This window comes from Roseateles aquae, from assembly GCF_032337115.1.
Classification (GTDB): Bacteria; Pseudomonadota; Gammaproteobacteria; order Burkholderiales; family Burkholderiaceae_C; genus Roseateles_C; species Roseateles_C aquae.
Genome location: NZ_JAVXZY010000007.1, coordinates 62,011 through 84,902 on the forward strand (window position 1 = coordinate 62,011; position 22,892 = coordinate 84,902).

20 protein-coding genes are annotated in these 22,892 nt (G+C 66.7%); 6 read left to right on the forward strand and 14 right to left on the reverse strand.

Annotated features, from left to right (window positions below; all coding sequences use genetic code 11):
• Positions 1–4: 4 nt before the first annotated feature.
• Entirely contained in the window at positions 5–1,183 is a 1,179-nt protein-coding gene (locus tag RQP53_RS16635) for an MFS transporter (protein WP_315651795.1), read from the forward strand.
• Positions 1,184–1,282: 99 nt separating this feature from the next.
• On the opposite strand, the gene RQP53_RS16640 is transcribed toward RQP53_RS16635, so the two are convergent.
• Positions 1,283–2,527: an MFS transporter gene (locus RQP53_RS16640; protein ID WP_315651796.1), complete on the reverse strand. Its 1,245-nt coding sequence runs from the start codon at positions 2,525–2,527 to the stop codon at positions 1,283–1,285.
• Positions 2,528–2,747: 220 nt separating this feature from the next.
• Between RQP53_RS16640 and RQP53_RS16645 the strand changes: the two genes are divergently transcribed.
• Together RQP53_RS16645 and RQP53_RS16650 are read left to right on the forward strand one after the other, a co-directional pair.
• Positions 2,748–3,137 carry a hypothetical protein gene (locus RQP53_RS16645; RefSeq protein ID WP_315651797.1) on the forward strand — a complete coding sequence of 130 codons (390 nt, stop codon included), beginning with the start codon at positions 2,748–2,750 and terminating at the stop codon, positions 3,135–3,137.
• Positions 3,138–3,198: 61 nt separating this feature from the next.
• Positions 3,199–3,897 (forward strand): 2OG-Fe(II) oxygenase, encoded by a 699-nt coding sequence (locus RQP53_RS16650; RefSeq protein ID WP_315651798.1) that lies wholly within the window; start codon positions 3,199–3,201, stop codon positions 3,895–3,897.
• Positions 3,898–4,194: 297 nt separating this feature from the next.
• Here the strand turns inward: RQP53_RS16650 and RQP53_RS16655 are convergent, their stop codons facing one another.
• From RQP53_RS16655 to RQP53_RS16715, 13 genes are all read right to left on the reverse strand, one after another.
• Complete coding sequence (locus RQP53_RS16655) at positions 4,195–7,383, reverse strand: S8 family serine peptidase (protein WP_315651799.1); 3,189 nt, start codon at positions 7,381–7,383, stop codon at positions 4,195–4,197.
• A gap of 32 nt (positions 7,384–7,415) precedes the next feature.
• Positions 7,416–8,096, reverse strand: coding sequence for an NF038120 family PEP-CTERM protein (locus RQP53_RS16660; protein WP_315651800.1), 681 nt, complete (start codon positions 8,094–8,096; stop codon positions 7,416–7,418).
• Between the two features lie 255 nt (positions 8,097–8,351).
• Positions 8,352–8,894 carry a type II secretion system protein gene (locus tag RQP53_RS16665; protein WP_315651801.1) on the reverse strand — a complete coding sequence of 181 codons (543 nt, stop codon included), beginning with the start codon at positions 8,892–8,894 and terminating at the stop codon, positions 8,352–8,354.
• Positions 8,869–9,360, reverse strand: a complete 492-nt coding sequence (locus RQP53_RS16670; protein WP_315651802.1) for a type II secretion system protein — start codon at positions 9,358–9,360, stop codon at positions 8,869–8,871. Before RQP53_RS16670 ends, RQP53_RS16665 begins: the two co-directional genes overlap by 26 nt.
• Complete coding sequence (locus tag RQP53_RS16675) at positions 9,360–9,884, reverse strand: type II secretion system protein (RefSeq protein ID WP_315651803.1); 525 nt, start codon at positions 9,882–9,884, stop codon at positions 9,360–9,362. Before RQP53_RS16675 ends, RQP53_RS16670 begins: the two co-directional genes overlap by 1 nt.
• Before the next feature lies 1 nt (position 9,885).
• Positions 9,886–12,066, reverse strand: a complete 2,181-nt coding sequence (locus RQP53_RS16680) for a secretin GspD/PilQ domain-containing protein (protein ID WP_315651804.1) — start codon at positions 12,064–12,066, stop codon at positions 9,886–9,888.
• Positions 12,066–12,650 (reverse strand): hypothetical protein, encoded by a 585-nt coding sequence (locus RQP53_RS16685; protein ID WP_315651805.1) that lies wholly within the window; start codon positions 12,648–12,650, stop codon positions 12,066–12,068. Before RQP53_RS16685 ends, RQP53_RS16680 begins: the two co-directional genes overlap by 1 nt.
• On the reverse strand, positions 12,647–13,240 hold the full coding sequence (locus RQP53_RS16690; protein WP_315651806.1) for a GspMb/PilO family protein: 594 nt from the start codon (positions 13,238–13,240) through the stop codon (positions 12,647–12,649). The genes RQP53_RS16685 and RQP53_RS16690 overlap by 4 nt, the downstream gene beginning before the upstream one ends.
• Positions 13,237–14,685, reverse strand: a complete 1,449-nt coding sequence (locus RQP53_RS16695; RefSeq protein WP_315651807.1) for a hypothetical protein — start codon at positions 14,683–14,685, stop codon at positions 13,237–13,239. Before RQP53_RS16695 ends, RQP53_RS16690 begins: the two co-directional genes overlap by 4 nt.
• A complete protein-coding gene (locus RQP53_RS16700; protein ID WP_315651808.1) occupies positions 14,678–16,255 on the reverse strand; it encodes a GspE/PulE family protein in 1,578 nt (525 codons plus the stop codon). The genes RQP53_RS16695 and RQP53_RS16700 overlap by 8 nt, the downstream gene beginning before the upstream one ends.
• Positions 16,252–17,451, reverse strand: coding sequence for a type II secretion system F family protein (locus tag RQP53_RS16705; protein WP_315651809.1), 1,200 nt, complete (start codon positions 17,449–17,451; stop codon positions 16,252–16,254). The genes RQP53_RS16700 and RQP53_RS16705 overlap by 4 nt, the downstream gene beginning before the upstream one ends.
• 96 nt (positions 17,452–17,547) lie before the next feature.
• The gene (gene gspG, locus RQP53_RS16710) at positions 17,548–17,991 is read right to left on the reverse strand and encodes a type II secretion system major pseudopilin GspG (protein ID WP_315651997.1); all 444 of its coding nucleotides are present in this window, start codon (positions 17,989–17,991) and stop codon (positions 17,548–17,550) included.
• A 252-nt stretch (positions 17,992–18,243) separates the two neighbouring features.
• Positions 18,244–18,912 carry a GIY-YIG nuclease family protein gene (locus RQP53_RS16715; protein WP_315651810.1) on the reverse strand — a complete coding sequence of 223 codons (669 nt, stop codon included), beginning with the start codon at positions 18,910–18,912 and terminating at the stop codon, positions 18,244–18,246.
• A 595-nt stretch (positions 18,913–19,507) separates the two neighbouring features.
• On the opposite strand from RQP53_RS16715, the gene RQP53_RS16720 reads away from it, so the two are divergent.
• From RQP53_RS16720 to RQP53_RS16730, 3 genes are all read left to right on the forward strand, one after another.
• A complete protein-coding gene (locus tag RQP53_RS16720; protein ID WP_315651811.1) occupies positions 19,508–19,966 on the forward strand; it encodes a hypothetical protein in 459 nt (152 codons plus the stop codon).
• Positions 19,967–20,119: 153 nt separating this feature from the next.
• Positions 20,120–20,959 carry a DUF1521 domain-containing protein gene (locus RQP53_RS16725; protein WP_315651812.1) on the forward strand — a complete coding sequence of 280 codons (840 nt, stop codon included), beginning with the start codon at positions 20,120–20,122 and terminating at the stop codon, positions 20,957–20,959.
• A 265-nt stretch (positions 20,960–21,224) separates the two neighbouring features.
• Positions 21,225–22,892, forward strand: a complete 1,668-nt coding sequence (locus RQP53_RS16730) for a LysM peptidoglycan-binding domain-containing protein (protein WP_315651813.1) — start codon at positions 21,225–21,227, stop codon at positions 22,890–22,892.

Here is a 22,892-nt window from a genome sequence, read left to right on the forward strand (position 1 = left end):
CCAAATGACCAAGCCTTGGGCATTCCTTGCGAGCATTTTTGCAACCGACTTTGCGGGTGGTGGTGCTCGCGTTGCCATTTGTTGGATTGTGCTCAAGGGCTACGGCGGTGCAGGCTTGGGCTTGGTTACGCTACTGATTACAGTCGGTCAATTCTTCGGCTCGCTGGCTGCCGGTCACCTGACTGATCGATTCAATCGAAAGCGAATCGCCGTTTTCACCAATTGGCTGGGCGCAGGCCTATTCTTATTGACCGCGATAGGCTTGTCGCAAGGTGCACAGCCCCTTAGCAATCTTGCGATCTTGGCCTTTCTCATCTACACAAACCTGGCGATTCACGACAATGCAGCGCGCACTCTCATACCAAGAATCGAGTCATCACTCGAACTACGCGAGATTAACGGCTATATTCTAACACTCGGTGAGATCGGATATTTCATAGCACCCGTACTAATCGGCCTTACACTGGATAAATTTGGCGCTGAAATAGCACTTTCAATCACCGCTGGAGCTTATTTTATCGCAGGCTCACTATTTAGCCTTACCAGATTTCGCACCACAAACCAAGACAACCCAACGACTGACTGTGAACAAACCCAAGGTCTTTCGACAAAATTCTTTAAGAAGAACTATTGGTTAATAAATGGCATTTACGCCGCCGCCATAGCAAACTTTTTCATCCTACCAATCAGCACACTACTTATACCCATAAAGCTTGAACGCCTTGGCGCATCCGCCGCAGACCTTGGATACTTCTATGCCGCTCTGTCGCTCGGTCTGGGGCTTGCTGGATTGTCGAAAATTCCAAAGATTACCGGATTCTCGGAAGGCGCACTTCTCCATTTTTATATCACTTTGGCGGCAGCGATATATCTGTTGACTTACTTCTTCTCTACCACATGGGTAGTGTATTTGTGTGGTTTCTTCGCGGGCTTCACTCTAGCGCTATTCGAGATTACCTGGCATTCGACACTGCAAGAGCTCACCCCACCGAATCTGCTAGGGCGGATTTATGGTGTCAATAGCTGGATGTCGTTTGGTGGGCGATCCGCAGGCATGGCCGTTGCAAGCTGGGCAGCTACTTCCTTCGAGGTGCAGCCGACGATTGCAGCCAGTATTGCGTGTCTGTTCATGCTAGTCGCTGCACAAAGGATCACGGCGCGGCGACTACATCGCCTTGGCTGACAAAAATGGATTCACCCAACTGAGCGACCGAGCGTAAATTAGCGCGGATCAGGGGCAAGCCATAAATGTTCTAAATTAACCAGTTACCTGACCGTCTGGTCATGCAAGCACATTTGCGCTGCTTTCCCTACGCAACAACTCTCCCAGCGGCCGCTGCAGCATCAGCGCCGTCAGCACGCCGATCGCGGCGCAGACCCACCACAGCTGTGCACCACCCAGGCTGCCATAGAGCCAGGTGCCGGCCGCCGGCGCGTAGAGGGTGCGGCCGCCCCAGGCGGCGCTGTAGATGCCCAGGTAGCGGCCGCGCTGGCGGCCCTCGGAGCATTGCATGACGATGGCCGAGTAGCTCGGCGAGATCAGCAGTTCGCCGATGGTCAGCACGACGACGCACAGCAGCGGCCAGAGCACCGAGCGGCCGGCATTGAGCAGCAGGAAGGCCGCACCGATCAGCAGCACCGCGATTTGCGAACAGCGCAGCAAGCCCCAGCGATGGATGCGTCGGGCAATCCAGACCTGCAGGCCGACGACCATCAGCCCATTGATCGTGAACATATAGCCGACCCACTGTGGCCCGAGCTTGAAATGCTCGCTGAGAAACAGGCCCAGCGTGCCGTACATCTGGTCGAACACGCCGACGATCAGCAGCATGCCGACGATGAATCGCAGAAAGGCCGGGTCGCGCCAGGGCGAGGCCAGCGCGGCCGATTCGCCCGCCCGCTGGGCATGATGAACCGGCGCCGCCCCGCCGAGCCGCCGGTAGGCCAGCCGCACCCAGACACTGGCCAGCAGACTGGCGCAGCCCTGCGCCACGAAGACCCAGTGGTAGCCAAAGCCGGCCAGCAGGCCGCCGGTGATGCCGGCCAGCGCGGTGCCCAGGTTGTAGGCCATCCGGTACAGGCCCTGCGCGGTCGGCTGGTCCGCCGCGCTGCAGGGCTCGAGCACCAAGCGCATATTGCAGGGCCGGAAGGAACCGTCGGCCAGACCGGTCAGCGCCAGCAACGGGAAGAACAGCCACAGCGGCAAGGGCAAGGCCAGGCTGATCGTCAGCGCACCGCTGGCCGTCAGCAGCACGGCGGCCAGGCCCCGGTTGTCGAACTTGTCGGACAGCACCCCCCCCAGGTAGGAGCCGCCAAAGGCGCCAATGCCGTAGCAGCTCATCAGCAGGCCGATCTGGCCGTAGGAGATCTGGTAGCGCTCGAGGAAGAACAGCGGCAGGAACAGCTTGGCGATGCCGCCCATGGTGTTGATCAGCGTCGCCACCACCTGGATGTAGACCGAAGGGGGCAGCCCTTGGAAGGGCCTAATCAGGCGACGCTGCAACTCGGGGGCAAGGGGCAAAGACATGGGCAGAGAACAAGCAAGCTGGCCTGGCCGACCATCGACCCGCGCGGCATCCAGCTTAGAGCGGCGTTCGCGATCTGCCAGAAGTCGCCATGCTGCTCCGACCGATTGCGGGCGTTGGGCGCACAACATGTGCCGCGCTTGCGTTTCAAGAGCCGAGGCCTGAGCATCGGGCATGCAATTTTTCCGAGCCCCTCCTGCTTGCAGCCGCCTGCCGGGTCTGTTGCTGACATGCGCCCTGACGGGCCTGCTCGGCGCCTGCGCCGCAGCGCCGCCCAAGTCACTGCCCGCCAGCGAACAGCTCTGGTCGCGCATCGAAACCGAGATCGGTGACGCGCGCTGCGAGTCCGACAGCCAGTGCCGCAGCGCCGCCGTCGGCGACAAACCCTGTGGCGGGCCGGAACGCTATCTGGCCTGGTCAACCCTGCGCAGCAATGAAACGCGGCTGAACCAGCTGCTGGCCGAGCATCGCGCGCTGCGCCACGCCGAGAACCTGAAGAGCGAGATGATGTCGAACTGCCAGTTCAACGCCGACCCGGGCGCGCGCTGCATCGCCCAGCGCTGCACCTTGCTGCCTCCAGGGCTGGGCCGCGCGCCGGGCCGGGCCGATTGAGCAGGCTTGTTGCCCTGTGGGGCGCCTAAAATCTCGCCCTCTCTTTGCCTGGGTGCCTGCCATGCCCGCCGTTGATTTCATCGAGGTCTATGAGGACGCCCTGCCAGCCGATGCCTGCGCGGCGCTGCTGCAGCGCTTCGAGGCCAGCGGCCAGGCCCAACGCGGCGCCACCGGCAGCGGCGTCGACCTGACGATGAAGGACAGCTGGGACATCCAGCTCGACCAGGCGCCCGGCTGGGCCGATGTGCGCCAGCAGCTCAACGACACCGTGCTGCGCTGCCTGCGCGACTACCTGCGCCGTTACGCGCATGTGGCGCTGGCGCCGCTGCAGCTGAAGATGCAGGCGCCGGGCAGCAAGGAGCTGGTGCTGCTCGACGCCGAGGGCATGGCGCGGCTGGACGATGCGCTGCTCAACGGCCTGATCGCCAAGGTGTTTCGCCCCGGCAGCATCAATCTGCAGAAGTACATCGCCGGCCAGGGCGGCTATCCCTACTGGCATTGCGAGCAATATCCGAAGCGGGACCAGGGCGAGGCCCTGCACCGCGCCCTGCTCTGGACGATTTATCTGAACGACGACTTCGCGGCCGGCGAGACCGAGTTCCTCTACCAGCAGCGCAAGATCCAGCCGCGTACCGGCAGCCTCCTGATCGCGCCGGCCGGCTTCACCCATACGCACCGGGGCAACCGACCCGAGGGCGGCAACAAATTCATCGCCACCAGCTGGATCCTCTACCAGCGCGCCGAAGCGCTGTTTGCCTGAGGGCGGCGGCGCCTGCCGAACGGCCGATGGAAGCAGCGCTTTGTGGGCCCGTGCTTGACCGGCGAAAACAAACCACAGAGTCACAGAGCCACAGAGGCCACACGGAGCGTTCAGGGCTTTGAGGCTGCTGTCTCCGTGTCTCTGTGGTTTGCATTCGGCTCCATGGCGACGCCGTTGCAATTGGCGCGCAAACAGCGAAAGCAAAGTACCAATGAAAATGGCCGCAAGCAGCGAATGCTTGCGGCCCGAGTTCTGAACGGCTGAGCGGCCGGAGCCACTCAGCGTGCAGTGAGGCAATCAGTCAGCGGCCTGGGTTGCAGGACGCGAGTTGACGGCGACCGGCACCGGGTCGTTGGCATTGACTTCCAGCAGGGTCAGGCCTTGCTCGACACCGCCGACCTTGAAGCTGGCGGCGCCGAGGTAGCGCTGACCAGCCGTCAGACCCGACCAGCTCATGCCGACCGACGCCGTGCCACCGATGTAAGACGTGCCCGGCACCAGCACCTTCAGTGCGCCGCCGGTGTCCGACTTGGTAACGACCCACGAGTTCATCGTGTAGGTCGAGCTCGGACGGCCTTGCAGGTCATAGGCGATCACGCAGACGCGGTAGTTGCCAGCGGCCGGGCGCAGCATCGTTGCGGTCTCGTTCGAGCCACCGTTCAGGCTGCCGGCGACTGACTTGCCCGCGGCGTCCAGCACCAGCAGGTCCAGATCGTCCTGTTTGCCAGGGATCTGACCGCCGGTGGTCTCAGCGTCCGTCAGTTGGAAGCGGGCCACCAGCGTGTCGGCCGGGATGCTGACGGTCGTGACCTTGACTGCCGGCGAGTTGTTGGCCGCGCAGATCGTCGCCGCCGTGCCGGTGTTGGTGCCGGTCACGGTGTTGGCGGTCCGTGTGGCCGCCTTCAGGCCGCCCTTGTCCGCCGACATGGCGCCGGCAAAGCCCGTGCCGATGGTGAAGATCTTGCTGCCGGCCTTGGCTTCACTATAGACCGATGCCGGGGTCGACATGGCGGTCGGCCGCGCCGTCAGCGGGCTGCGCACCGTGTGGCTGCCATCGGACCAGACCAGCGAGCCATAGGCCCACTTGTCCAGCGCCGCGCCATTGCGGGTCAGCTTGACGGTGAAGGTCTGCTTGGCCCCCGGAGCGATCGTGAAGCTGGACGGCGACACGACGACATCGAAGCCCGGCAGCGTGGCGGTGGCGCTGTAGGTGGACGGCGCGGTACCGACATTGGTCACCGTGCGGGTGATCGTCTGCACACCCATCACCGAGCCGACCGTGATGGCCGGCTGGTTCAGGTTGTAGGCAGCGATCGAGCCGATCGACGCGCAGGTGGCCGCGTTGTAGATGCCCAGGTTCAGGCCGCAGCTGAAGCGCGCGTAGTCGATGGCGCCAGCGTCATAGACCAGACCCGGATCGGTGGCCAGATTGGGCTGCACATGACCGGCACCCTGCGCCCAGGGCAGGCGGCCGTTGGCACTGGCCGACGCGTCCCAGGGCAGGGCGACGTTGACGCCGTCGTCATAGGTGTCCTTGGCGGTGGTCGCCAGGGCCGACTTGATCATCGCCGGCGTCCAGCTCGGATGCTGCTGCTTGATCAGCGCGGCCAGCCCCGCGATGTGCGGGCTGGACATCGAGGTGCCCGAAATCATGCCTTCGGCGGTCTTGTTCACCGTGCCACCGGCCATCAGCGTGGCAACGTCTGCAGCGGTAGTCGTCGGCGCGTAAGCAGCCACGATGTCGACGCCCGGGGCGGTGAAGTCAGGCTTCAGGATGTTGGCGTTGGCGACATTGGGGCCGCGCGAGGAGAAGTTCGCCATCTTGGGCGCCAGCACATCGCCGTAGCGCGGTTGAGCAATGCCCAGGTCAGCGGTCGGAGCACCATTGGCCGCGGCATAGGCCTTGACGGCATTGCCGTCGGCCTGGGTGATGTGGATGGTCGGCACCGAGTGCGCTTCGGCAACCAGGCCGGCACCGTTGTCGGCCAGCACCATGCCGACGCCACCGGCGTCCTTGACCGCCTGGCTCTTGGCCACGCGGGCGCTATTGCCACGGTCGCAGATCACCACCTTGTTGGCCACCTTGGCCGGGTCCAGCGCCGCATCGGCGCTGCCGCCGAACGAGGCGCGGTCTGCGGCGGTGTAGCACAGGCGCAGCGCGAGCTGATCGGCCGGCGAGAGCAGGGCATAGGGTTTTACGCCGGCATCGATCGCGTTGACCAGGGTGGCGTGGTTGTTCAGCGCCTGCTGGTTGACCGAGGCGCCAACGTAGCTGCTGCCATCGCCGAGCGCGACCACGGCACCGACGGTGCGGTCGTGGGTGGACGCACCGACCGTGGCGTGCCAGGGGCCGAGGTTGGCCGAGGGGCCAGTCGTCGGGCCGGCATTGCCCGCCGAGGCTGCCACGAACACACCCGCGTTCGACGCGTTCAGGAAGGCCACTTCGGTGGCGTCGGTGAAGGTGCCGCCGCCGGCCGTCGGGCCGATCGAGTAGTTGATGACATCAGCGCCGTCCTTGACGGCCTGGTTGATCGAGGCAACGCTGGACGCCGAGGCGCAACCGCCATTGGTCGAGGTCGTGCCCTTGAAGCAGGTCTTGTACATCGCCAGACGGGCGCGCGGCGCAATGCCGGACATCATGCCCATGCTGACGCCATTGATCGCCGAAGGCACGCCCGCATTGCCGCCGGCGGTCGACAGCGTGTGGGTTCCATGACCGCCACCGCTCTGCGCCGTGCCGTCGCGGCCGGACAGGAAGTCCGCCGCATTGATTGGCGCCGTGGCAGCAACGAAGGAGCGCACACCAAGCAACTTGTTATTGCAGTTCGCCGCGGTGATGCCGGGCTTCAGCTCGCAGCCGATGCCCTTCCACTTCGCCGGTGCCGGGCCGTAGGCCAGTGTGCCGGACGCATCGTGCGTGGGCGTACCGTTGGCGTCGACCTTGTCGGCAAAGCTGATGTCTTCGGGCCAGACACCGCTGTCGACCATGGCGATGATGATGTCTTCACCGGCATTGGACTTGCCGCCGGCCAGATCCCACAGGCCGCCCGGCTTGTCCAGGCCCAGGAAGGCGGGCGTGTAGGCGGTGGTCGGCTGCAGCATCACATCGGCTTCGATGCTCAGCACATTGCTGTTCTTCTTCAGCGCGCGAACTTCGGCGTCGGTCAGGTTGGCGGCAAAGCCATTGAGCACCACGTCATAACGGAAAGAGACGTGGGCCGGATTGATGCTGGCCAGCACATCGTTTTGCTTGCTGGTCAGATAGTTCATATAGGCCTGCACGTCAGCAGCGCTGACATCCAGCCGCGTGCCAGGCGCCGGCTTGGTCGCGGCCAGGCCGGCGATGCCGCCTTCGTAGGCAGCCACCGGCGCTTGCACCAGTTGAACGATGTAGGAATTGCGGGCTTCTTGTGCGTAGGCGCCTTGCGCCATGATGGCCACCAGCGTGGCGACGGCCATTGAAGCCGGACGGAGCTTGTTCTTCATCGAGTGTTTCCTTGTTCCGTTGGCGGGCAACATCAGACCGATTGACGGCGGCGGCGCACGGCGGCCAGGCCGGCCAGGCTCAGGCCAACCAGGGCCAGGCTGCCCGGCTCCGGAATGACGTAGTCGAGGTTGTCGACGGCGAACTGGGCCTGATTGCCGGCCGGGTTCACGCAGCTGCCGCTGGTGGTGTAGAGGCAGGCGAACACATTGACGCTGGCGAAACGGTTGTTGCCGAAGCCAGCACCGACGTTCCAGTGGCTGAAGCCGAAGTTGCCCGATGCGTCAGCACCGCTGAATTCCTCGCTGACGTTGTAGACGCTGCCGTCGGCGAAGATGCCTTCCAGCACCAGGCGACCAAAGCCGGTCAGGCCAGGCACGGGCAGCGGAGCGATGAAGCCGAAATCCAGCGAGCGCAGCGTGATCCCACCGCCGCCGGCGACGTTCAGACCGCCGTCATTGAGGCCAGCGAAATAGTTGCTCCCGTTACCGGTCGGGCAGGCGGCCGTCGTGCAGGTGTTGACATCGCTGCCGTTGACGATGGCGCCGTTGAAGCCACTGCCCAGCACGGTCAGGCTTGCACCGCCGCTGCTGAAGGCATCACCGCCACCGTAGATGCTTGGATCCAAGCCTTCAAAAGTCACCACACCAGCCGAAGCTGCCGTGCACGCTGCGACGGCCGCAAGGGCCAGTGCATGTTTGATTCCCAACTTCATGTTTATCCTTCGCTTTCCCAACAAGTCTTTTGGACGAATCCCTCAACGTCTGGCTCACTCACGCGCTGTGGCTTGTCGCCGCAGCCGCTCAAGCCGCTCTCAGCTGGATTTGGTGCGACAAGCGCCCCAGCCAGGCCGAGTGGCGGGATTCTGAGGATTTGCGTTTTGTGACGAATCCCGACTTCCCCGCCCCTCATCTGCGGGGAAACAGGGTTTTCACCTGGGCCGGGAGGCCTCAAACGAAAGATTTGCGGATCAATGCGCCGCCGAAGGTGCGGATGCCTGGATGTCCGCAGGGTTTATCCCAGGGTCAGGTATTGCCTGCCCGGAGGCGTTGGCGAGGAACTGCCAATCACGCGCCAGAGCTTCCTTGGACGCGTCCGCGCTGAGGCGGCGCAGCAGCACCTGCTCGCTGCTGCTGTGAACCCCGGCAAAGCCCTTGGGATCGCTGGGCGCAGGCACGAGCACCCAGTCGTCCGTGCCGGTGAAGGGATCGAGATAGCGGCGGCGCAGATGATGGCGCGGCTTGAAGCTGCGGCCATCGATCAGCAAATCGTCCAGGCTGCGCGGGTACTGGGGCACGCTCGTGCCCGTGGCGGCCAGATAGCTTTCGATGGCGCGCGCAATCTCCTTGCCGCGGAACTCCAGCTCGCGCTCGCGTTCGCGCTGCATCGCGGTGCTCCAGCGCTGGCCGAGGGCCGCCAGCGCGGCCGCCGTGATGGCCACGAAGAACAGCATGCCGAGATAACTGAAGCCGCGCTGGCGCATCGCCTCACCAGTCGGCGTAGAGCCTGCCATCGCTGCCACGCCCGGCGGCGCCGCTGCGAATGTCGTAGAGCTGCCCCTTCAACTGCGCGTCTGGCGGCGGGCCGAGCTCGACCCAGCCATCACGCTTGCCGAGCAAGGGGTCTTCCGGGATCTCGCGCAGATAGCGCGCCGCGGCCAGCTCCTGCAGCGATTCCGGGTAGTGCCCCTTGTCGGCCGCGTACTGATCGATGGCATCGCGCATCACCGCCAGTGAGGAGCGCATCGCCGTCTCGCGCGACTTCTGCAGGCTGGCGAAATAACGCGGCGCAACGATGCTGGAGAGCAGCGCGACGATGGCCATCACGACGATCAGCTCAATGAGGGTGAACCCCCCGTGGCGCTGCCCCCCCCCTACGCGCTGCGCGCGCCCCCCCGGGGGGGCGAGGCCGGCCGACCGGCGGAGCCGGATCCGCGGCCTCTGCTCGGTCTGACCGTGGTCTGCGAAGGGCTGCTCCATCACCAATCCTTGTAGCGGCTGCCGTCGAGCGCGCGGCGCTCGGAGGTCGAGTAGATGTCGAAGACATCGCGGCCGGCGCGCATCTCGTCGGGTGGGCTGTCCGAGGCGCGCAGGCCCCAGCTTTCTTCGACCGGCAGGGCCGGATCGGCGAAGGGGTCGCGTGGCAGGCGGCGCAGGAAATAGAGCTTGCGGCCGTTGACGGACTTGGCATCGGGCACGCCCTTGACCAGGCTCTGCAGATCGGGCGGATAGCCGCTGTCCTGCGGGCTCATCGCGATCTGGCCTTCGGCCGCGGCGCGCTTGTAGGCGTCGATGCCGGTACGCAGCGTGCGCAACGCCTCACGCAGCGCGAACTCCTGGCTGCGCTGCACCGACAGCAGCAGCATCGGCCGCGCCGCCGCAGCCAGCACGCCCATCATGGCCAGCACCACCAGCATTTCAATCAGCGTGAAGCCGCGCTGGCGGCGATGTGCACCGGCAGCGCTTGAACCCGGCCAGGCCACGGCCCGCGACAGCGTGCTCATCTCACTTCGCCGCCTCCACGCTGACCAGGCCCGAGCCCTCCAGCCGCACCGGCGGTGCCTCGCCATTGACACCGCTGGCCGACAGCGCGCCCACACCGATGTTCAGCACCTGGCCACTGGCCGCCGGCAGCGCGCGCAGCACCAGCGCGCGCTCGCCGCGCGGCGTCAGCTCGAAAGGCATGCGTCCGGCCACGGCGCCTGGCACGATCTGCGCCGGCGCCAGCCGGCTGCCGTCGTACTCGAGCTCACCCTTGACGGCGAAGCCGCTGTCATGGCGCACCGTCACCGAGATCGTGCCGCCGGCAGGCACCTGTGGCGTCACTTCCAGCTTCAGCAGCACCTCGGCATTGGCCGGCGCTTCGGCCACCGGCCGTGGTGCCGCCGCGGCGCTGCCACTGATGCCCACGGCTGCTCGCGCGCTGGGCCTGAGCAGGCTGGAGAAGGCGCCCGGCGAGGCATCGTTGCCGCCGGCCAGCTGGGTCAGCCCGGCATCGGGCAGGGCCAGATTGCGCACCACCCGCGGCGTGATCAGCAGAATCACCTCGGTCTTGTTGCGGGTGTCGGTCTGCACGCCAAACAGCCGCCCGAGCAAAGGCATCGCCGAGAGCCCGGGCACGCCGGCCGAGCTGCGCCTGTCCTCATCGTTGATCAGACCGGCGAGGATTTGCGTTTCGCCGTCGTTCAAGCGCAAGGTTGTCGAGGTCTGGCGCGTGCCGGTCTTGTAGGCGGTCGTATCGCCTGGGCCGGTGACCTTGTCGAGCAGCGAACTGACCTCCAGGCCGACCTTGATGACGACATCGTTGTCCAGCTGGATGGTCGGCTCGACATCGAGCTTCAGCCCGACGTCAAGATACGACACCGAGGCGGCCACCTGGGTCTGGCCGTTGAAGTTGGTGGTGGTGGTGAACACCGGCACCTTCTGGCCGATCTGCACCCGCGCCTTCTCACGGTTGCGAACCCGGATCTTGGGATTCGCCAGCAGGTTGACATCGCCGGAGCTGCCCTTGAGCGTGGCGGTGAGCGCCGGGTTGGCAATGCTGGCGCGAAAGCCGCGATGAGCGCTCAAGGGCACAGTGGCGCCGCCGCCGATCAGGCCGAAGTTGACCTGCTCTGGCCAGTCGAGGCCGAGCGCATCGACCCGGTCCGAGGCAATTTCCAGCACCTCGACTTCCAGCATCACCTCGGGCTCGGGCAGATCGATAGAGGCGATCAGCTTCTCGACCAGGCGCACCACCTCCGGTGTGTCGCGCACCACCATCAGATTGAGGCGTTCGTCGATATGGATGTCGCGCACCTTGGCGATGGTGCGCACCATGGCCTGCACCTGTTTCACATCGGCATTGGTCAGATAGAGCGTGCGTGTCACCAGCTCCTGGTGCTCGCGCTGCTTGCCCTGGCTGTTAGGAAAGATCAACACCGAGTTGTCATTCAGCAGCTTGCGATCAAGTTGCTGCGTGGTCAGGATGATGCGCATGGCCTCGTCAACGCTGACGTTCTTCAGGCTCAGCGTCACCTTGGCATCGGCACGCACATCCTTGTCAAACACGAAGTTCAGGTTGGAGGCGCGCACCAGCGCTTCGAACACCTGGCGCAGCGTCGCATCGCGGAATTCGAGGCTGACCGGCTTCTGAAACGCCGGGCCCAGCTCGCTGCTCGAGGCCTCCAAGGGCCGTGCCTGGGCGATCTGGCCTTGCAACTGGCGTGCGCCCGCATGGCCGGGTGATTCGATCAGGATCTCGCGCACCTGGGCCTCGGCGGCCGCCAGCTTGCCCTCGCGCAGCAGCTGGCGACCCTGCTTCAGGCGCTGCTCCTGGCGGCGGCCGCGCTCGATCTCGGTGTCGAAGCTGGCCAGCCGCGGGTTCTTGGCGTCCACCTCGCGCAGCTGCTGCACCGCCTGCTGGGCTTCGTCCCAGCGCGAGGCCAGGCGCAGGCCTTCGATCTGCACGATCAGCCGCGACTTCATCTGCTCATGCAGGCGCAGCTGGGCCGCGCGCAGCTGCTGGTCGGCCGGCGCCGTGCGCAGCGCCTCGGCCAGCACGGTGTCGGCCTGATTGAGCTGGTAGGCGCGGATCAGCTCCTCGGACTGGCGCAGCGCCGGATTGGCGCAGGCCACCAGCAACAGCAGCAGCGCCGCCGCCAGACTCGGGCGCGCCAGCGTGGACATCGGGTAGGGCTTGCGCATCATGGTAGGGGTCGGAAAACAATGGTTTGGGGCAGCGAGCCGGACAGCCACATCAGCTGCACGCCGGTCTCGGTAATGCGGTCAACGCGCCACTGGCCGTCGATGATCTCGCCGACGCGGGCGGTGCGCGTGGCCGCCTGGGCACTGCCCAGCAAGGCGGTCACCACGCCGCCCTCTTCCAGCTTGCCGATCAGCTGATAGGGAAAGGGCGGTGCGACCGGCGGTGGTGGCGGCGGCGCGGGCGGCGGCGGCGGTGCGGGCGGTGGCGGTGGGGGCTGCCAGGCCGCCAGCTGGGCATCGCCGACCTCGGGCCAGGGCGCGCGCGCCACCGGCTGCCAGCTCGGCGGCGGCGTCATCTCGGCGGCGGTCTCGCTGCCGGCGTCCTTGCCACGCGCGGTCTTGCTGGCGCTGGAATCCGCACGCGGCGCCGGGCGGGCCTGGGCGCTGCGGCTGGCTCCGGCCGTCGCCTGCACGGGCTCCTCGTCATCCAGCTGCGCAACCCACATGCAGGCGGCAATCGTCAGCCCCAGGCCGGCAGCCAGTGCGATCTGGCGCGGCGTCAGCCGCTTGGCGTCGGCACTCATCGCTGCCCTCCGGTGCTAGTCACGGCGACGGCCGCACGCGCATGCAGCGACCACACCAGCTCGGCCTCCAGCTCGGCCGCTTGCGGCGTCTGGCGGCGCAGCTTGAGGCTGTCCAGGCTCAGCGCCGGGTCGTGGCTCAGCGCGGTTTCGATGAAGCGGCGCAGCTGGGCATAGCCGCCCTGCACCGGCATGCTGACGCGCAGCCGCTCCAGCCCATTGCGTGCATCGACGCTGAGCCGGTGCTCGGTGCGCGTGCTGGCCAGGCCGGCGCGCAAGCCGATCTCCAGCAGATCGGCCAGGCGTTGCTGGCGCTGCTCGGCGTCCGGCAGGGCAATGCGCCATTGCTCGGGCGTCTTGACTTCGGCCTGGGCCGGCGCCGCGGCCAACGCCAGCAGCTGCCGGCGCTGCGCCTGCAGCCGCGCCTCCATCTGCTCGCCTTGCGCCTGCCAGTGCGGCACGGCCCACAGCGCCAGCGGCGCCGCCAGGGCCAGGCAGAGCAGGCCCAGCAGGCCCGGCGCGCCCAGACTTTGAGCGAACTGCCGCGCGCGCTGCACCAGCACAGCCATTTGGCTGGATCGCCAGATGCTCATCGCTGTGCTCCCGAGGCCGGCACGGCCGCTACCGCGGGCAGGGCCGCTTGCAGCGCCGCCGGCCGGATCTTGGCGCTCAGCTCAAAGCGCTGGCCGACCAGGCCCTGGCTGCCGTTCTGCAGCCGGCCCACGATGACGTCCTGCCAGCCCGGCGCAGCGGCCAGCCGGTCGACCAGTTTCAGCGCCGGCAAGCGCTCGTTGGCCAGCCCTTCCAGGCGCAGCTCGCGGCGGCCGGCCACATAGTCCAGGCCCAGCCAGCTGATCGCCCCGGCAGTCTCGGCGCCCGCCTGTTCGACATTGGCCAGCAAGGCATCCCAGCGGTGCTGCAACAAGGCCTGCACCTCGGCCGCGGCGCGCCAATCGTCGGCCTCCTGCGCCTTGCTCGTGGCCGAGCGCGCCGGCTTGCTCGCGGCGGCGCGCGGCGCCAGCCGGGCCTGGCGCTGCGTCTGCTGGTCTAGCAGGGTCTGCAGCTGCTCGCGGGCCTGATGCGTCTGCCAGGTTTGCTGCAGCGCCGTGGCCAGCACCAGCAGGCCACAGCCGAGCAGAGGCCAGGCAATCGGCGAACGGGGAGGACGCTGAACGACGAAGTCAGCGGCCAGCGTGGCTTGATGCTTGGCCGGCAGCTCGAAATGCGCCGCCAGCGGCGCCGGGGCATCCAGCCGGCCAAGAACGCGCAACCCGGCCAGCCGCGCCAGCGCCGACTCTGCGGCCGTGTCCAGGCCGTAACCCTTGAGCAGTACCTGCACGCCCGGCGCCGCGGCCATCAGCTCGGCCAGCGTTTCGGCCAGCGATCCGCCGCTGGCTGCGGCCAGGCGCAGATGGCGCCATTGGCTCACCCGGCCGTGGCGCAGCTGCAGCCAGCTGAGCAAGCTGCCTTCCACCCAGGCCAGCGCAGCGCTCTCGGCCTGCCACCAGTCCGGCTGCTGATGTGCCGCCGTCTGCAGCGCCGCCAGCGCGGCCGGCCGCAGGCTGCTCAGGCGAATCTGCTGAGCCTGCAGCTGCTGCAGCCGTGCCGGCCAGTCCGCCAGATGCAAGGCCAGCACACCGGCCGCGGCGGGATCACCGGCCGTTTCGGCCGTTGCGGCCGTTTCTGCCTGCCGCCAGGCCGCCAGCGGCCAGCGCTGGGCTGCGGCGCCAAAGTAATGCAGGAATTGCTGGCGGCCATAGGCCTGCAGCGCCTCGTCGCCGTGCAGCGGCAGGCCCGGCTCGCACAGCAGCGGGTGGATCAGCTGTTCAGAGACGATCAGGCCGAGCGCCGTGCCGCCCTGCTGGCTGGCCCAGTCCTGCAGCGGCTCGGCCCGGCCCACGCCGTCCAGCGCCGCCACGGCCACCGCCTCGTTCAGCCACAGCTGCTGCGGCTGCGCCAAGCGCGCGCGCAAGGCACGCCGCCAGCGCAAGACCTGACCCTCGCGGGCCGGCGCGCCGAGGCTGCTCGCACTATTCATCGAGGGTGACACGTTCCAGCTCCTCGAAAGTGGTTTCGCCGCGGCGCACGCAATCCAGCGCCATCGCGCGCAGCGGCTTCATGCCGCGGCTGCGCGCGGCTTCCTTGATCTGAGACATCGGGGCGCGCGCGGCGATCAGGTCGCGCAGGCCGTCGTCGAGCTTGAGCAGCTCGGCCACGGCACGGCGGCCGCGGTAGCCGGTGCCGCGGCAATGGCCGCAACCGGCACCGCGCATGAAATGGTTGGCTGGGTCATCGGCACGCAGGCCGTGGCGGGCCAGCGTCTGTGCATCGGGCTGCTCGGGCCTGGCGCAGTGGCTGCAGTTCAGCCGCACCAGGCGCTGCGCCAGCACCGCGTTCAGCGCCGAGACCACGTTGTACAGGTCCAGGCCCATGTGCATGAAGCGGCCGATCACGTCGAAGGCATTGTTCGCGTGCACGGTGGAGAAGACCAGGTGGCCGGTCAGCGCCGCCTGCACGGCGATCTGCGCGGTTTCCGAATCGCGGATTTCGCCCACCATCACGCGGTCCGGGTCATGGCGCAGGATGGAGCGCAGGCCGCGCGAGAAGGTCAGGCCCTTCTTTTCGTTCACCGGGATCTGCACCACGCCGGGCAGCTGGTACTCGACCGGGTCTTCGATGGTGATGATCTTGTCCTGCCCGGTGTGGATCTCGGCCAGCGTCGCGTACAGCGTGGTCGTCTTGCCCGAGCCGGTCGGGCCGGTCACCAAGAGCATGCCGTGCGGCTGTCGCGCCTGCGCGCGGATGGCGGCGCGTTCCTCGTCGTCAAAGCCCAGGGCATCGAGCGTCAGCTGGCCCTGCACCTGCTCGATGCGGGCGCGGTCGAGCACCCGCACGACGGCATCTTCGCCAAACACGCTGGGCATGATGGAGAGCCGGAAATCGACCTCGCGGCCCTGCACCTTGAGCTTGAAGCGGCCGTCCTGCGGCAGGCGGCGTTCGCCGATGTCCAGCTCGGCCATCACCTTCAGCCGCGACACCAGCTGCTCGGCCACCGGCGCGCCCTCGACCTGGCGCACCAGCGCCATCACGCCATCAACGCGGAAGCGAATCACCGCGCCGCGCGCCGTGCATTCGATGTGCACATCGCTGGCGCCGTCCTGCAGCGCGTCGTACAAGGTGGCGTTGAGCAGGCGCACCACCGGACTGACCTGCTCAGACAGCGCCAGCGCCGACAACTCCTCGGTGCGCACGCCGCCGCCGTCGGCATCGGCCACGCCTTCCTCAACGTCCGACAACGCGCGGAAATCCGCCTCGCCGGCACCCAGCCAGTGATCGATGGACGCCGCCTCGCAGCGCTGCCAGCGCACCGCCGCCTGCAGCCGCACCTCGACGCTTTGCAGCAGCATCGCGTCGCAATCGCGATCGGCCAGCAGCACCGTGCGCCCGCCCGCACCGGCGGCCAACACCGCGCGCCAGCGCTGCGCCTGCGCCTGCGGCCAGCGTTCGAAGTCCAGCTGCCACGGCCCGTGCGCGGCCGGCAACCAGCTGGACAGCAGCTGCGGGTCGGCCGCTGGGGCCTGCGCGGTGAGCACGCCGTCCTGACTCATTGAACCTGCTCCACCAACTGAAAAATAGGCAAATACATCAAGACAATAATTCCACCGATCAGCACCCCCATCACCAGCATCAGCGCCGGATTGATCGCGCGGGTCAGCAGCTCGGTCAGGCGCACCGCTTCCTCGTCGTGAAAGGCGGCGGCGCGTTCCAGCATCGCGGCCAGCTCGCCGCTGCGCTCGCCGACACGCACCATGCGCCGCGCCACCGGCGTGGCCAGGTCCTGCGCCTCCAGCACCTCGGAGAAACGCTCGCCGCGCGAGATGCCCTCGGCCGCCGCGGCCACCGCCGACCGCCAGGGCCGTGCGACCACGTCTTCAACAATCTTCAGCGCCTGCAGCACCGGCACGCCCGAGGCCAGCAGCATGCCCAGGCTGCGATACAGCCGGGCCAGGGCCAGCACGCGCAAGCGCGGCCCCAGGCCGGGAAAGGTCCAAAGCCGCGCCTGCAGCCGTTCGCGCAGGCCCTGGTGGCGCCACAGCCCGACCAGGCCGGTGGCCAGAAGCGCCAGGCCAAACAGAATCCACAGCGGATGGGCGCCGGCCGTCTGGCCGAAAGTGATCAGCGCCCGCGAGGCCCAGGGCAGTTCGTCGCCCAGGCCATCGAGGATGCCGGCAAAGCGCGGCAGCACAAAGAGCAGCAGGAACAGGATCACCGCGCTGCCCACCAGGAGCAGCATGGCCGGGTAGACGCAGGCGGCCACCAGCCGCGAACGCAGGCTCTCGACCCAGGCCAGGTAGCGCGCATGCTGAGCCAGCGCCTGCGAGAGCTGGCCGGTGCGCTCGTTGGCGGCAACGATGGCGCAGACCAATTCGTCAAAAGCCTCGGGCCGCAGCCGCAGCGCGGCCGACAGCGGCTGGCCCTGCTCGACGGCAGCGATCACCGCGTCCAGCGCCTCGCGCACCGCCGCGTTGTTCTCCTTCTCGCGCAGCGTGTTCAGCGCTTCCAGCAGCGCCACGCCGGCGTCCAGCAGTACGGCCAGCTCCTGGCTGAACAGCTGCAGCGGGAAACGCTTGCCGCGCCTTTGCGCGCCAGCAGCCGGCGCTCCACTGCTCAGTTCCTCGACCTCCAGAACATGCTGCGGCGCGACGCCGAGCACCGCGGCCAGCGACTGCCGATCAGCCGCCTGCACACGCCGCGACACCACCCCTTGCTGGGGGTGCAGAACGCGGACGAGAAAGTCGGGCATGGGGAGCGGCGCGCAGAGCGAAGGCAAGTCGGAGGGTGCGGGAAATCAAGCGAGGCTGGGCGCGACTGGCGTGGCGGCTCATCGTGCCCAGGCGGCTCACCAGCTGACGATGTCGGCGTCTTCGCCCTCGCCACCGGGCCGGCCATCGCGCCCATTGGACAGCAGGTCGTACTCGCCATGCTCGCCCGGCGAGCGGTACTGGTAGTCGTTGTGCCAGGGGTCCTTGGGCAGCGCCTTGCTCAGATATGGCCCGGCCCAGCGCGGCTCATCGGCCGGCTTGCTGGTCAGCGCCAGCAGGCCCTGTTCGGTCGTCGGATAGCGGCCCACATCGAGCCGGTACTGGTCCAGCGCCTTCTGCAGCCCGTCGATCTGCGCCCGCGCCGCCTTGACCTCGGATTTGCCGATCTGGTTGAAGAACTTCGGGCCCACATAGCCGGCCAAGAGGCCGATGATGACCATCACCACCAGCAGTTCGAGCAGGGTGAAGCCGCGCGCTTGGCGCGGGCAGCGAGCAATTCTGGATGGCGGCTGGGCTTGCATGGTCTGCACGGCTCTTCTCAATCTATCGGTTCTGTGACGACGTCCTCGGCGCGGCGGCCAGTCTACAGACCTCACCAGCGTTCCCTCGGGGCGCGACTATCGCACCCGCTCTGTGACAGAGCAATCGGGGCATGTCCGGGCACCCACCTGGAGGGGTGGCCCGGCCACCGACAAAGCGGGAAATCACACGTAGGCCGGGTTAGCCAGGGGCGTAACCCGCCTTTCAACTACCTGCCCTACCTCGCTGCAATGTTAGGAATCACGTTTATGTGGATTGAGATTGGGGTCATTTTCGATTTGACGACATGCGCTATCGTGGAATAGATCGGTAGTCATGATGATCGAGTACGGGCACCATCTCTCGACGAACTTTGCCGAATTCTTAGACACCGAGTCGGCAGGACTGAAGCACTTGCTTTCATGTCCATCTCCCGAGCAGAAGGCAAGGTCGCTGCGCTTGATGGTTTGGTCAACGAGATAGCCGGCTATTTCTTCTTCTTCGGTGATTTCAAGCCAGACACGCTCTTGCGTTTGGACTATCCGAACATCCACGATTGATGGCTTGAGCCATGGTGCATATCTTTCAGAAAGATCCTGAAAGATGCTTTCCGCACAATAGGCGGACGACAACTCCATTGGCGGAACGGAAAGCTCTTGGAGGTGCTGAATTGCAAGCCTAAGGGGATATCTAAAAAACTCCCGATTACCGGAAACCCTAAACTCCGACAAATGCCCGTGCAGCTTTTTCTCAAGCTCCTCATGATTTTCTGAGAATAGTTCAAACGCGACTTCAAATGGAGTCGGAACTCCTGTGGAGTGAAGCTCGCGAGCTCGAGCCTTCGAGTCACGAAAAGTCCGGCCTACTTTCAGAAGGCCAGGCATTGATGGATTGATGAGGAGATAAACGTATCCCGCCGACATGCTGATTCCTTACTTGGTTATTTGTGGATCATTGACAAACTCCGCACAAAATTTGAACCGCCTCCGCTAGTTTTGGCCAAGGCAGTAAAGACAATCCCAGCCAAGCACCAACACACCAAGGCCAACAATCCGCGCGTTAGGCCCCAGGCTGGTTTACCGCTAGCCCAGTTAGCTGGGTTAGTCGGAGGCTTAACCCGCCACGCAAGCTCGCATTGCAAACGGAGCCCTTGTCGCGCATCGAGACCAAATACCCGTCATGCCCATCTCGCCAGAACAACGGCGAATCGGCGCCAATCTTCCACTACGCTGCAAATTGGCCCCAAGTCGACGAACAGTCCGCGCGGGTCAATCGACCCGCCCTAGCACCCATACAGCCTTGCATCACCACCGCACCAATCGACTTCGTCGAGAATATCGCGACCGGTCGAGGTTATCACTCAATCAGTTAGCTCTTGCTCAGAAAAACCCCTGCGAGTCGCGCGCCCTAGCGCTCGGCCAGCACAGCCAAGCCCCCACAAGCGCAGCCCTTCCCCAGCGCTAGACTTTCCCCCCAGACCGCCGCTGCTCGACATCGCTGAAACCGGAGTTCGCCATCGTGAGTCCAAACACCTACACGACCGATCAATACGATCCGGGCAGGTTCCGCCCCCATGGACGCGTCGAATACGAAGAGCAGGGCCGGATCCTGTGGTCCCGAGCGACGGGGCCCTTCAACCCGGAGCTGATGCAGGCCTTGAGCGAGCTGGTCATTGCCACCTTTCCGGCCATGACGGCCAAGGGGCCTTGGGTCAATATCTGTACCTTCAATCACAGCGCGCTGTGTTCGCCGGACGTGCTGCTCAGCTTCACCGCCACGATGAAGCAGCTGGTGCAGATGAAGATCGCTCCCGTTGCAACGGCCTTTGTGCTGACGCCCGAGGTCGACGGCGCCGAGTTGATGGCACCTTTGTTTGAGAAGTGCTTCAAGGAGGGCGGCATACCCTTTGCCTGCTTCCCCAGTATCGAATTGGCCCAGCAGTGGGCAAGCTCGCGTCTGAGTCCACCCCAGGCCTAGAACACCCTCAGCGCTGCCGTGAGATGCCGCGCCCAACTGCGGCCAACCCTAGCTGCGGCCGCTACGAATTGCGGGTGGCCGCAGCTTTCGGCGTCAGGGGCTTTCGCTTGCAATCAATCCCGCGACTGAACCCACACCAGCGAGGGACCCTCAATGACCACGATCCAGACCGCAGCGGCCAGCAGCCCGGCCCTGCCCAGCAGCAACACCAACGCCAGCAACCCCAGCCACGCCCATACCTCAATGCAGGGCGGGCAGGCGGTGTTCGAGAACGACCACTACCGCATCACGGCGGGCGACAACAACCAGGTGTTGATCACCAACAAGCAGACCGGCTCCACCTATATGGCTGCGGGCGACCCGCACATGTATGTCAATGGCCAGCATGTGTTCGACTTCTGGGGCACGACCACGCTCAAGCTGGACGACGGCACCAAGGTGACGATCGAGACCACGCCCTGGGGCAACAACCTGGCCGCCACACTGAGCAGCAAGGTGACGATCACCAATGGCGACTACGGCGTCGAGATCACGGGCGTGGACACCAACACCGTCGGCGATCTGAAGATCAACGAGGCTGCCGGCTGGGGCAACACGCTGGACTGGGCCCATGACGACGGCAATGTGCTGATGGAAAACGCCGCCGGCAACAACCTGGTCGCCTTTGGCGCCGATGGCAAGCTGAAGACGGTGGACCAGGCCTACATCAACGCCACCGATCTGGTGAAGAACCCCGGCCGCGACGCTCAGCTGCAGCAGCTGGAGAACCTGTTCCAGGACGCTTTCAAGTCGCTCAGCGGCCTGATCTCGATCAGCCTGACCGGTGCCTTCATGGGCGCCGTGCTGGCCGCCGCAGCGCAGGGCTCCAACGGCAACCAGACCCGCCCGACCCAGCAGCACAACGACGAAGGCCAGGCCAAGCCGCGCACCCCCGATGTCGCGCTGCGCGACCTGCTGAGCTTCACGATGACGCTGCTGCGCGGCGCGCTGTGATCTGAGGTCTAGGGCCCATGAACGGCGGAACGCGCTTCAGGCGCCGGCTCCGCCGTTTCCCTTGGCTCTTTGCGCGTTTTTTGGGGCTCGGCCCTTGAAGCTCAAAACGCAAGCACAGAGGCACGGAGACACAGAGGAATTCATAGGGAAGGCCAGAGTTCGATGAGGCTTTCTCTGCGACTCAGTGCCGCTGTGCTTGCCGTTGGCGGTTTCGAGAGCATCCACAAGTAACGCCAAAAGAGCCTTTGCCTTTCAGGAGCTTCTGATGACCCAAGCCTTGCAAGCCGCCGGCTGGCGTGAACAGCCCGGCGCCGCCAGCCCCCCTAGCGCCGGGGTCGTGCACGCCCAGCGTGGCGACCATCTGGCCGACATCGCCGCACGCTATGGCCTTGATGAAGCGGCCCTGCGCGCCGCCAACCCGAACCTGGGCGCCAGCCAGCAGCTGGCCGCCGGGCAGGCGCTGCGTCTGCCCGAAGCCAAGGCAGAACTGAATGCCGCCGTGGCCGGCGTGGCCGGCGCCACCGGCCGCGAGGGCCTCGTGCAGGCGCTGCAGGCCAAGGCCTATGAGGCCGGCCGCGTGGCGCCGCAGACTGCGTTCGACGGCACGCTGCACCGCGCGCTGCCGAGCGCCTACGAGGCCGGCGCGCTGAACCACAACTACGGCTCGCCGGGCCGCTACAACGCGCCCGGCCAGGGCATGCTCTACACCTCGCCCGATGCGGCCAGCATGCTGCACGAGAACGCCGCCTACGCCGGCACGGGCCAGCACCCGCTGGCCGGCAAGACGGTGCTGGAGCTGGGCTTCAAGGCCACGCCGGACGCTGCCGGACGCGGCGGTGTGGCCGATCTGGCCGAGGGGGCACGCCGCGCCGGCCTGCCCGAGCAGGCGCTCACCGAGCCCAAGGGCGGCAAGTCGCCCAGCCTGCTGCATCAGCTGGCCGGCGAGCACCCGTACACGCTGCCGCAGCAGGCGTCCAAGGGCGCCTCGGATGCCGGCGCCAGCGCGCTGCGGGCGCCCTCGGCCACCGGCGGCAGCCAGATCGACATCCTGCCGCGCAACACCCGGCCCGATCAGATCAGGCCCCAGCAGCTGACACGCCACGACGCTGCCGGCAAGGCCGCGCCCGCCCAGCCGGCGACCGGCGTGATCGACCCGATGCCAGCGGACACGCGCCGCTACACGCCCGGTGCGCTGGACAAATCCGCCGGCGCGCGGCCGGCGCTGGTGGAGCGCAGCGGCGGCAAGGCCTATGCGCCGACCGACGCGCCGGGGCGCCCACTGGCAGCGGGCAATCAGTCGCTCGAAGCGCCGGCCGGTACGGCGGCCGGGCGCCTGCGCCAGGCCGCCGGCGGCGCGACCGAAGGCTACCCACGCGCGGCGTCGACCCGCTATGGCGCCGTTGGCGGCGCGGCGGCCACGCTGATCGACGCCGGCGTGCGTGCCAGCCGCGGCGAGCAGGTCGCGGCTGGCCAGGTGGCACAGGCCACGGCCAGCAATGCAGTGCTGGGCGCCGGTGCGGCCAAGGCGGTGGACGCACTGACGCCTCGCCTGGGCCTGGTGAAGGCGGGCGGTGCCGTGGGCGCGCTGGTGCAGGCCGGCTTCAGCGGCTACGGCAATGCCCAGGCCTACCGGGCCGGGCAGATCAGCGGCGCGCGCGCCGTGGCCAATACCGTCGTCGACACCGGCACGGCGGCCGCGGCAGGCGCAGCGGGCGCGGCGGTGGGTGCGGCCGTGGGCTCGATCGTGCCGGTGGCCGGCACGGCCGTCGGCGCCGTGGTGGGCTTTGGCGTCGGCGTCGGCGCGCACTACGCGATCGGCGCGCTGGACAAGGCCACCGGCTTCACCAGCGCCGCCAAGGGCACGCTCGCGGCCGGCCTGCAGTCGCTGAGCGACGGCGCTGGCAGCGCCTGGAAGGCCATCAAAGCCTGGTAA

Bases quoted from the DNA above. Each gene is read 5' to 3' on its own strand.
- RQP53_RS16635 (WP_315651795.1), top strand. From the start codon at position 5: ATGACCAAGCCTTGGGCATTCCTTGCGAGCATTTTTGCAACCGACTTT.
- RQP53_RS16640 (WP_315651796.1), bottom strand. From the start codon at position 2,527: ATGTCTTTGCCCCTTGCCCCCGAGTTGCAGCGTCGCCTGATTAGGCCC.
- RQP53_RS16650 (WP_315651798.1), top strand. From the start codon at position 3,199: ATGCCCGCCGTTGATTTCATCGAGGTCTATGAGGACGCCCTGCCAGCC.
- RQP53_RS16655 (WP_315651799.1), bottom strand. From the start codon at position 7,383: ATGAAGAACAAGCTCCGTCCGGCTTCAATGGCCGTCGCCACGCTGGTG.
- RQP53_RS16660 (WP_315651800.1), bottom strand. From the start codon at position 8,096: ATGAAGTTGGGAATCAAACATGCACTGGCCCTTGCGGCCGTCGCAGCG.
- RQP53_RS16665 (WP_315651801.1), bottom strand. From the start codon at position 8,894: ATGGCAGGCTCTACGCCGACTGGTGAGGCGATGCGCCAGCGCGGCTTC.
- RQP53_RS16670 (WP_315651802.1), bottom strand. From the start codon at position 9,360: ATGGAGCAGCCCTTCGCAGACCACGGTCAGACCGAGCAGAGGCCGCGG.
- RQP53_RS16675 (WP_315651803.1), bottom strand. From the start codon at position 9,884: ATGAGCACGCTGTCGCGGGCCGTGGCCTGGCCGGGTTCAAGCGCTGCC.
- RQP53_RS16680 (WP_315651804.1), bottom strand. From the start codon at position 12,066: ATGCGCAAGCCCTACCCGATGTCCACGCTGGCGCGCCCGAGTCTGGCG.
- RQP53_RS16685 (WP_315651805.1), bottom strand. From the start codon at position 12,650: ATGAGTGCCGACGCCAAGCGGCTGACGCCGCGCCAGATCGCACTGGCT.
- RQP53_RS16690 (WP_315651806.1), bottom strand. From the start codon at position 13,240: ATGAGCATCTGGCGATCCAGCCAAATGGCTGTGCTGGTGCAGCGCGCG.
- RQP53_RS16695 (WP_315651807.1), bottom strand. From the start codon at position 14,685: ATGAATAGTGCGAGCAGCCTCGGCGCGCCGGCCCGCGAGGGTCAGGTC.
- RQP53_RS16700 (WP_315651808.1), bottom strand. From the start codon at position 16,255: ATGAGTCAGGACGGCGTGCTCACCGCGCAGGCCCCAGCGGCCGACCCG.
- RQP53_RS16705 (WP_315651809.1), bottom strand. From the start codon at position 17,451: ATGCCCGACTTTCTCGTCCGCGTTCTGCACCCCCAGCAAGGGGTGGTG.
- gspG (WP_315651997.1), bottom strand. From the start codon at position 17,991: ATGCAAGCCCAGCCGCCATCCAGAATTGCTCGCTGCCCGCGCCAAGCG.
- RQP53_RS16715 (WP_315651810.1), bottom strand. From the start codon at position 18,912: ATGTCGGCGGGATACGTTTATCTCCTCATCAATCCATCAATGCCTGGC.
- RQP53_RS16725 (WP_315651812.1), top strand. From the start codon at position 20,120: ATGACCACGATCCAGACCGCAGCGGCCAGCAGCCCGGCCCTGCCCAGC.
- RQP53_RS16730 (WP_315651813.1), top strand. From the start codon at position 21,225: ATGACCCAAGCCTTGCAAGCCGCCGGCTGGCGTGAACAGCCCGGCGCC.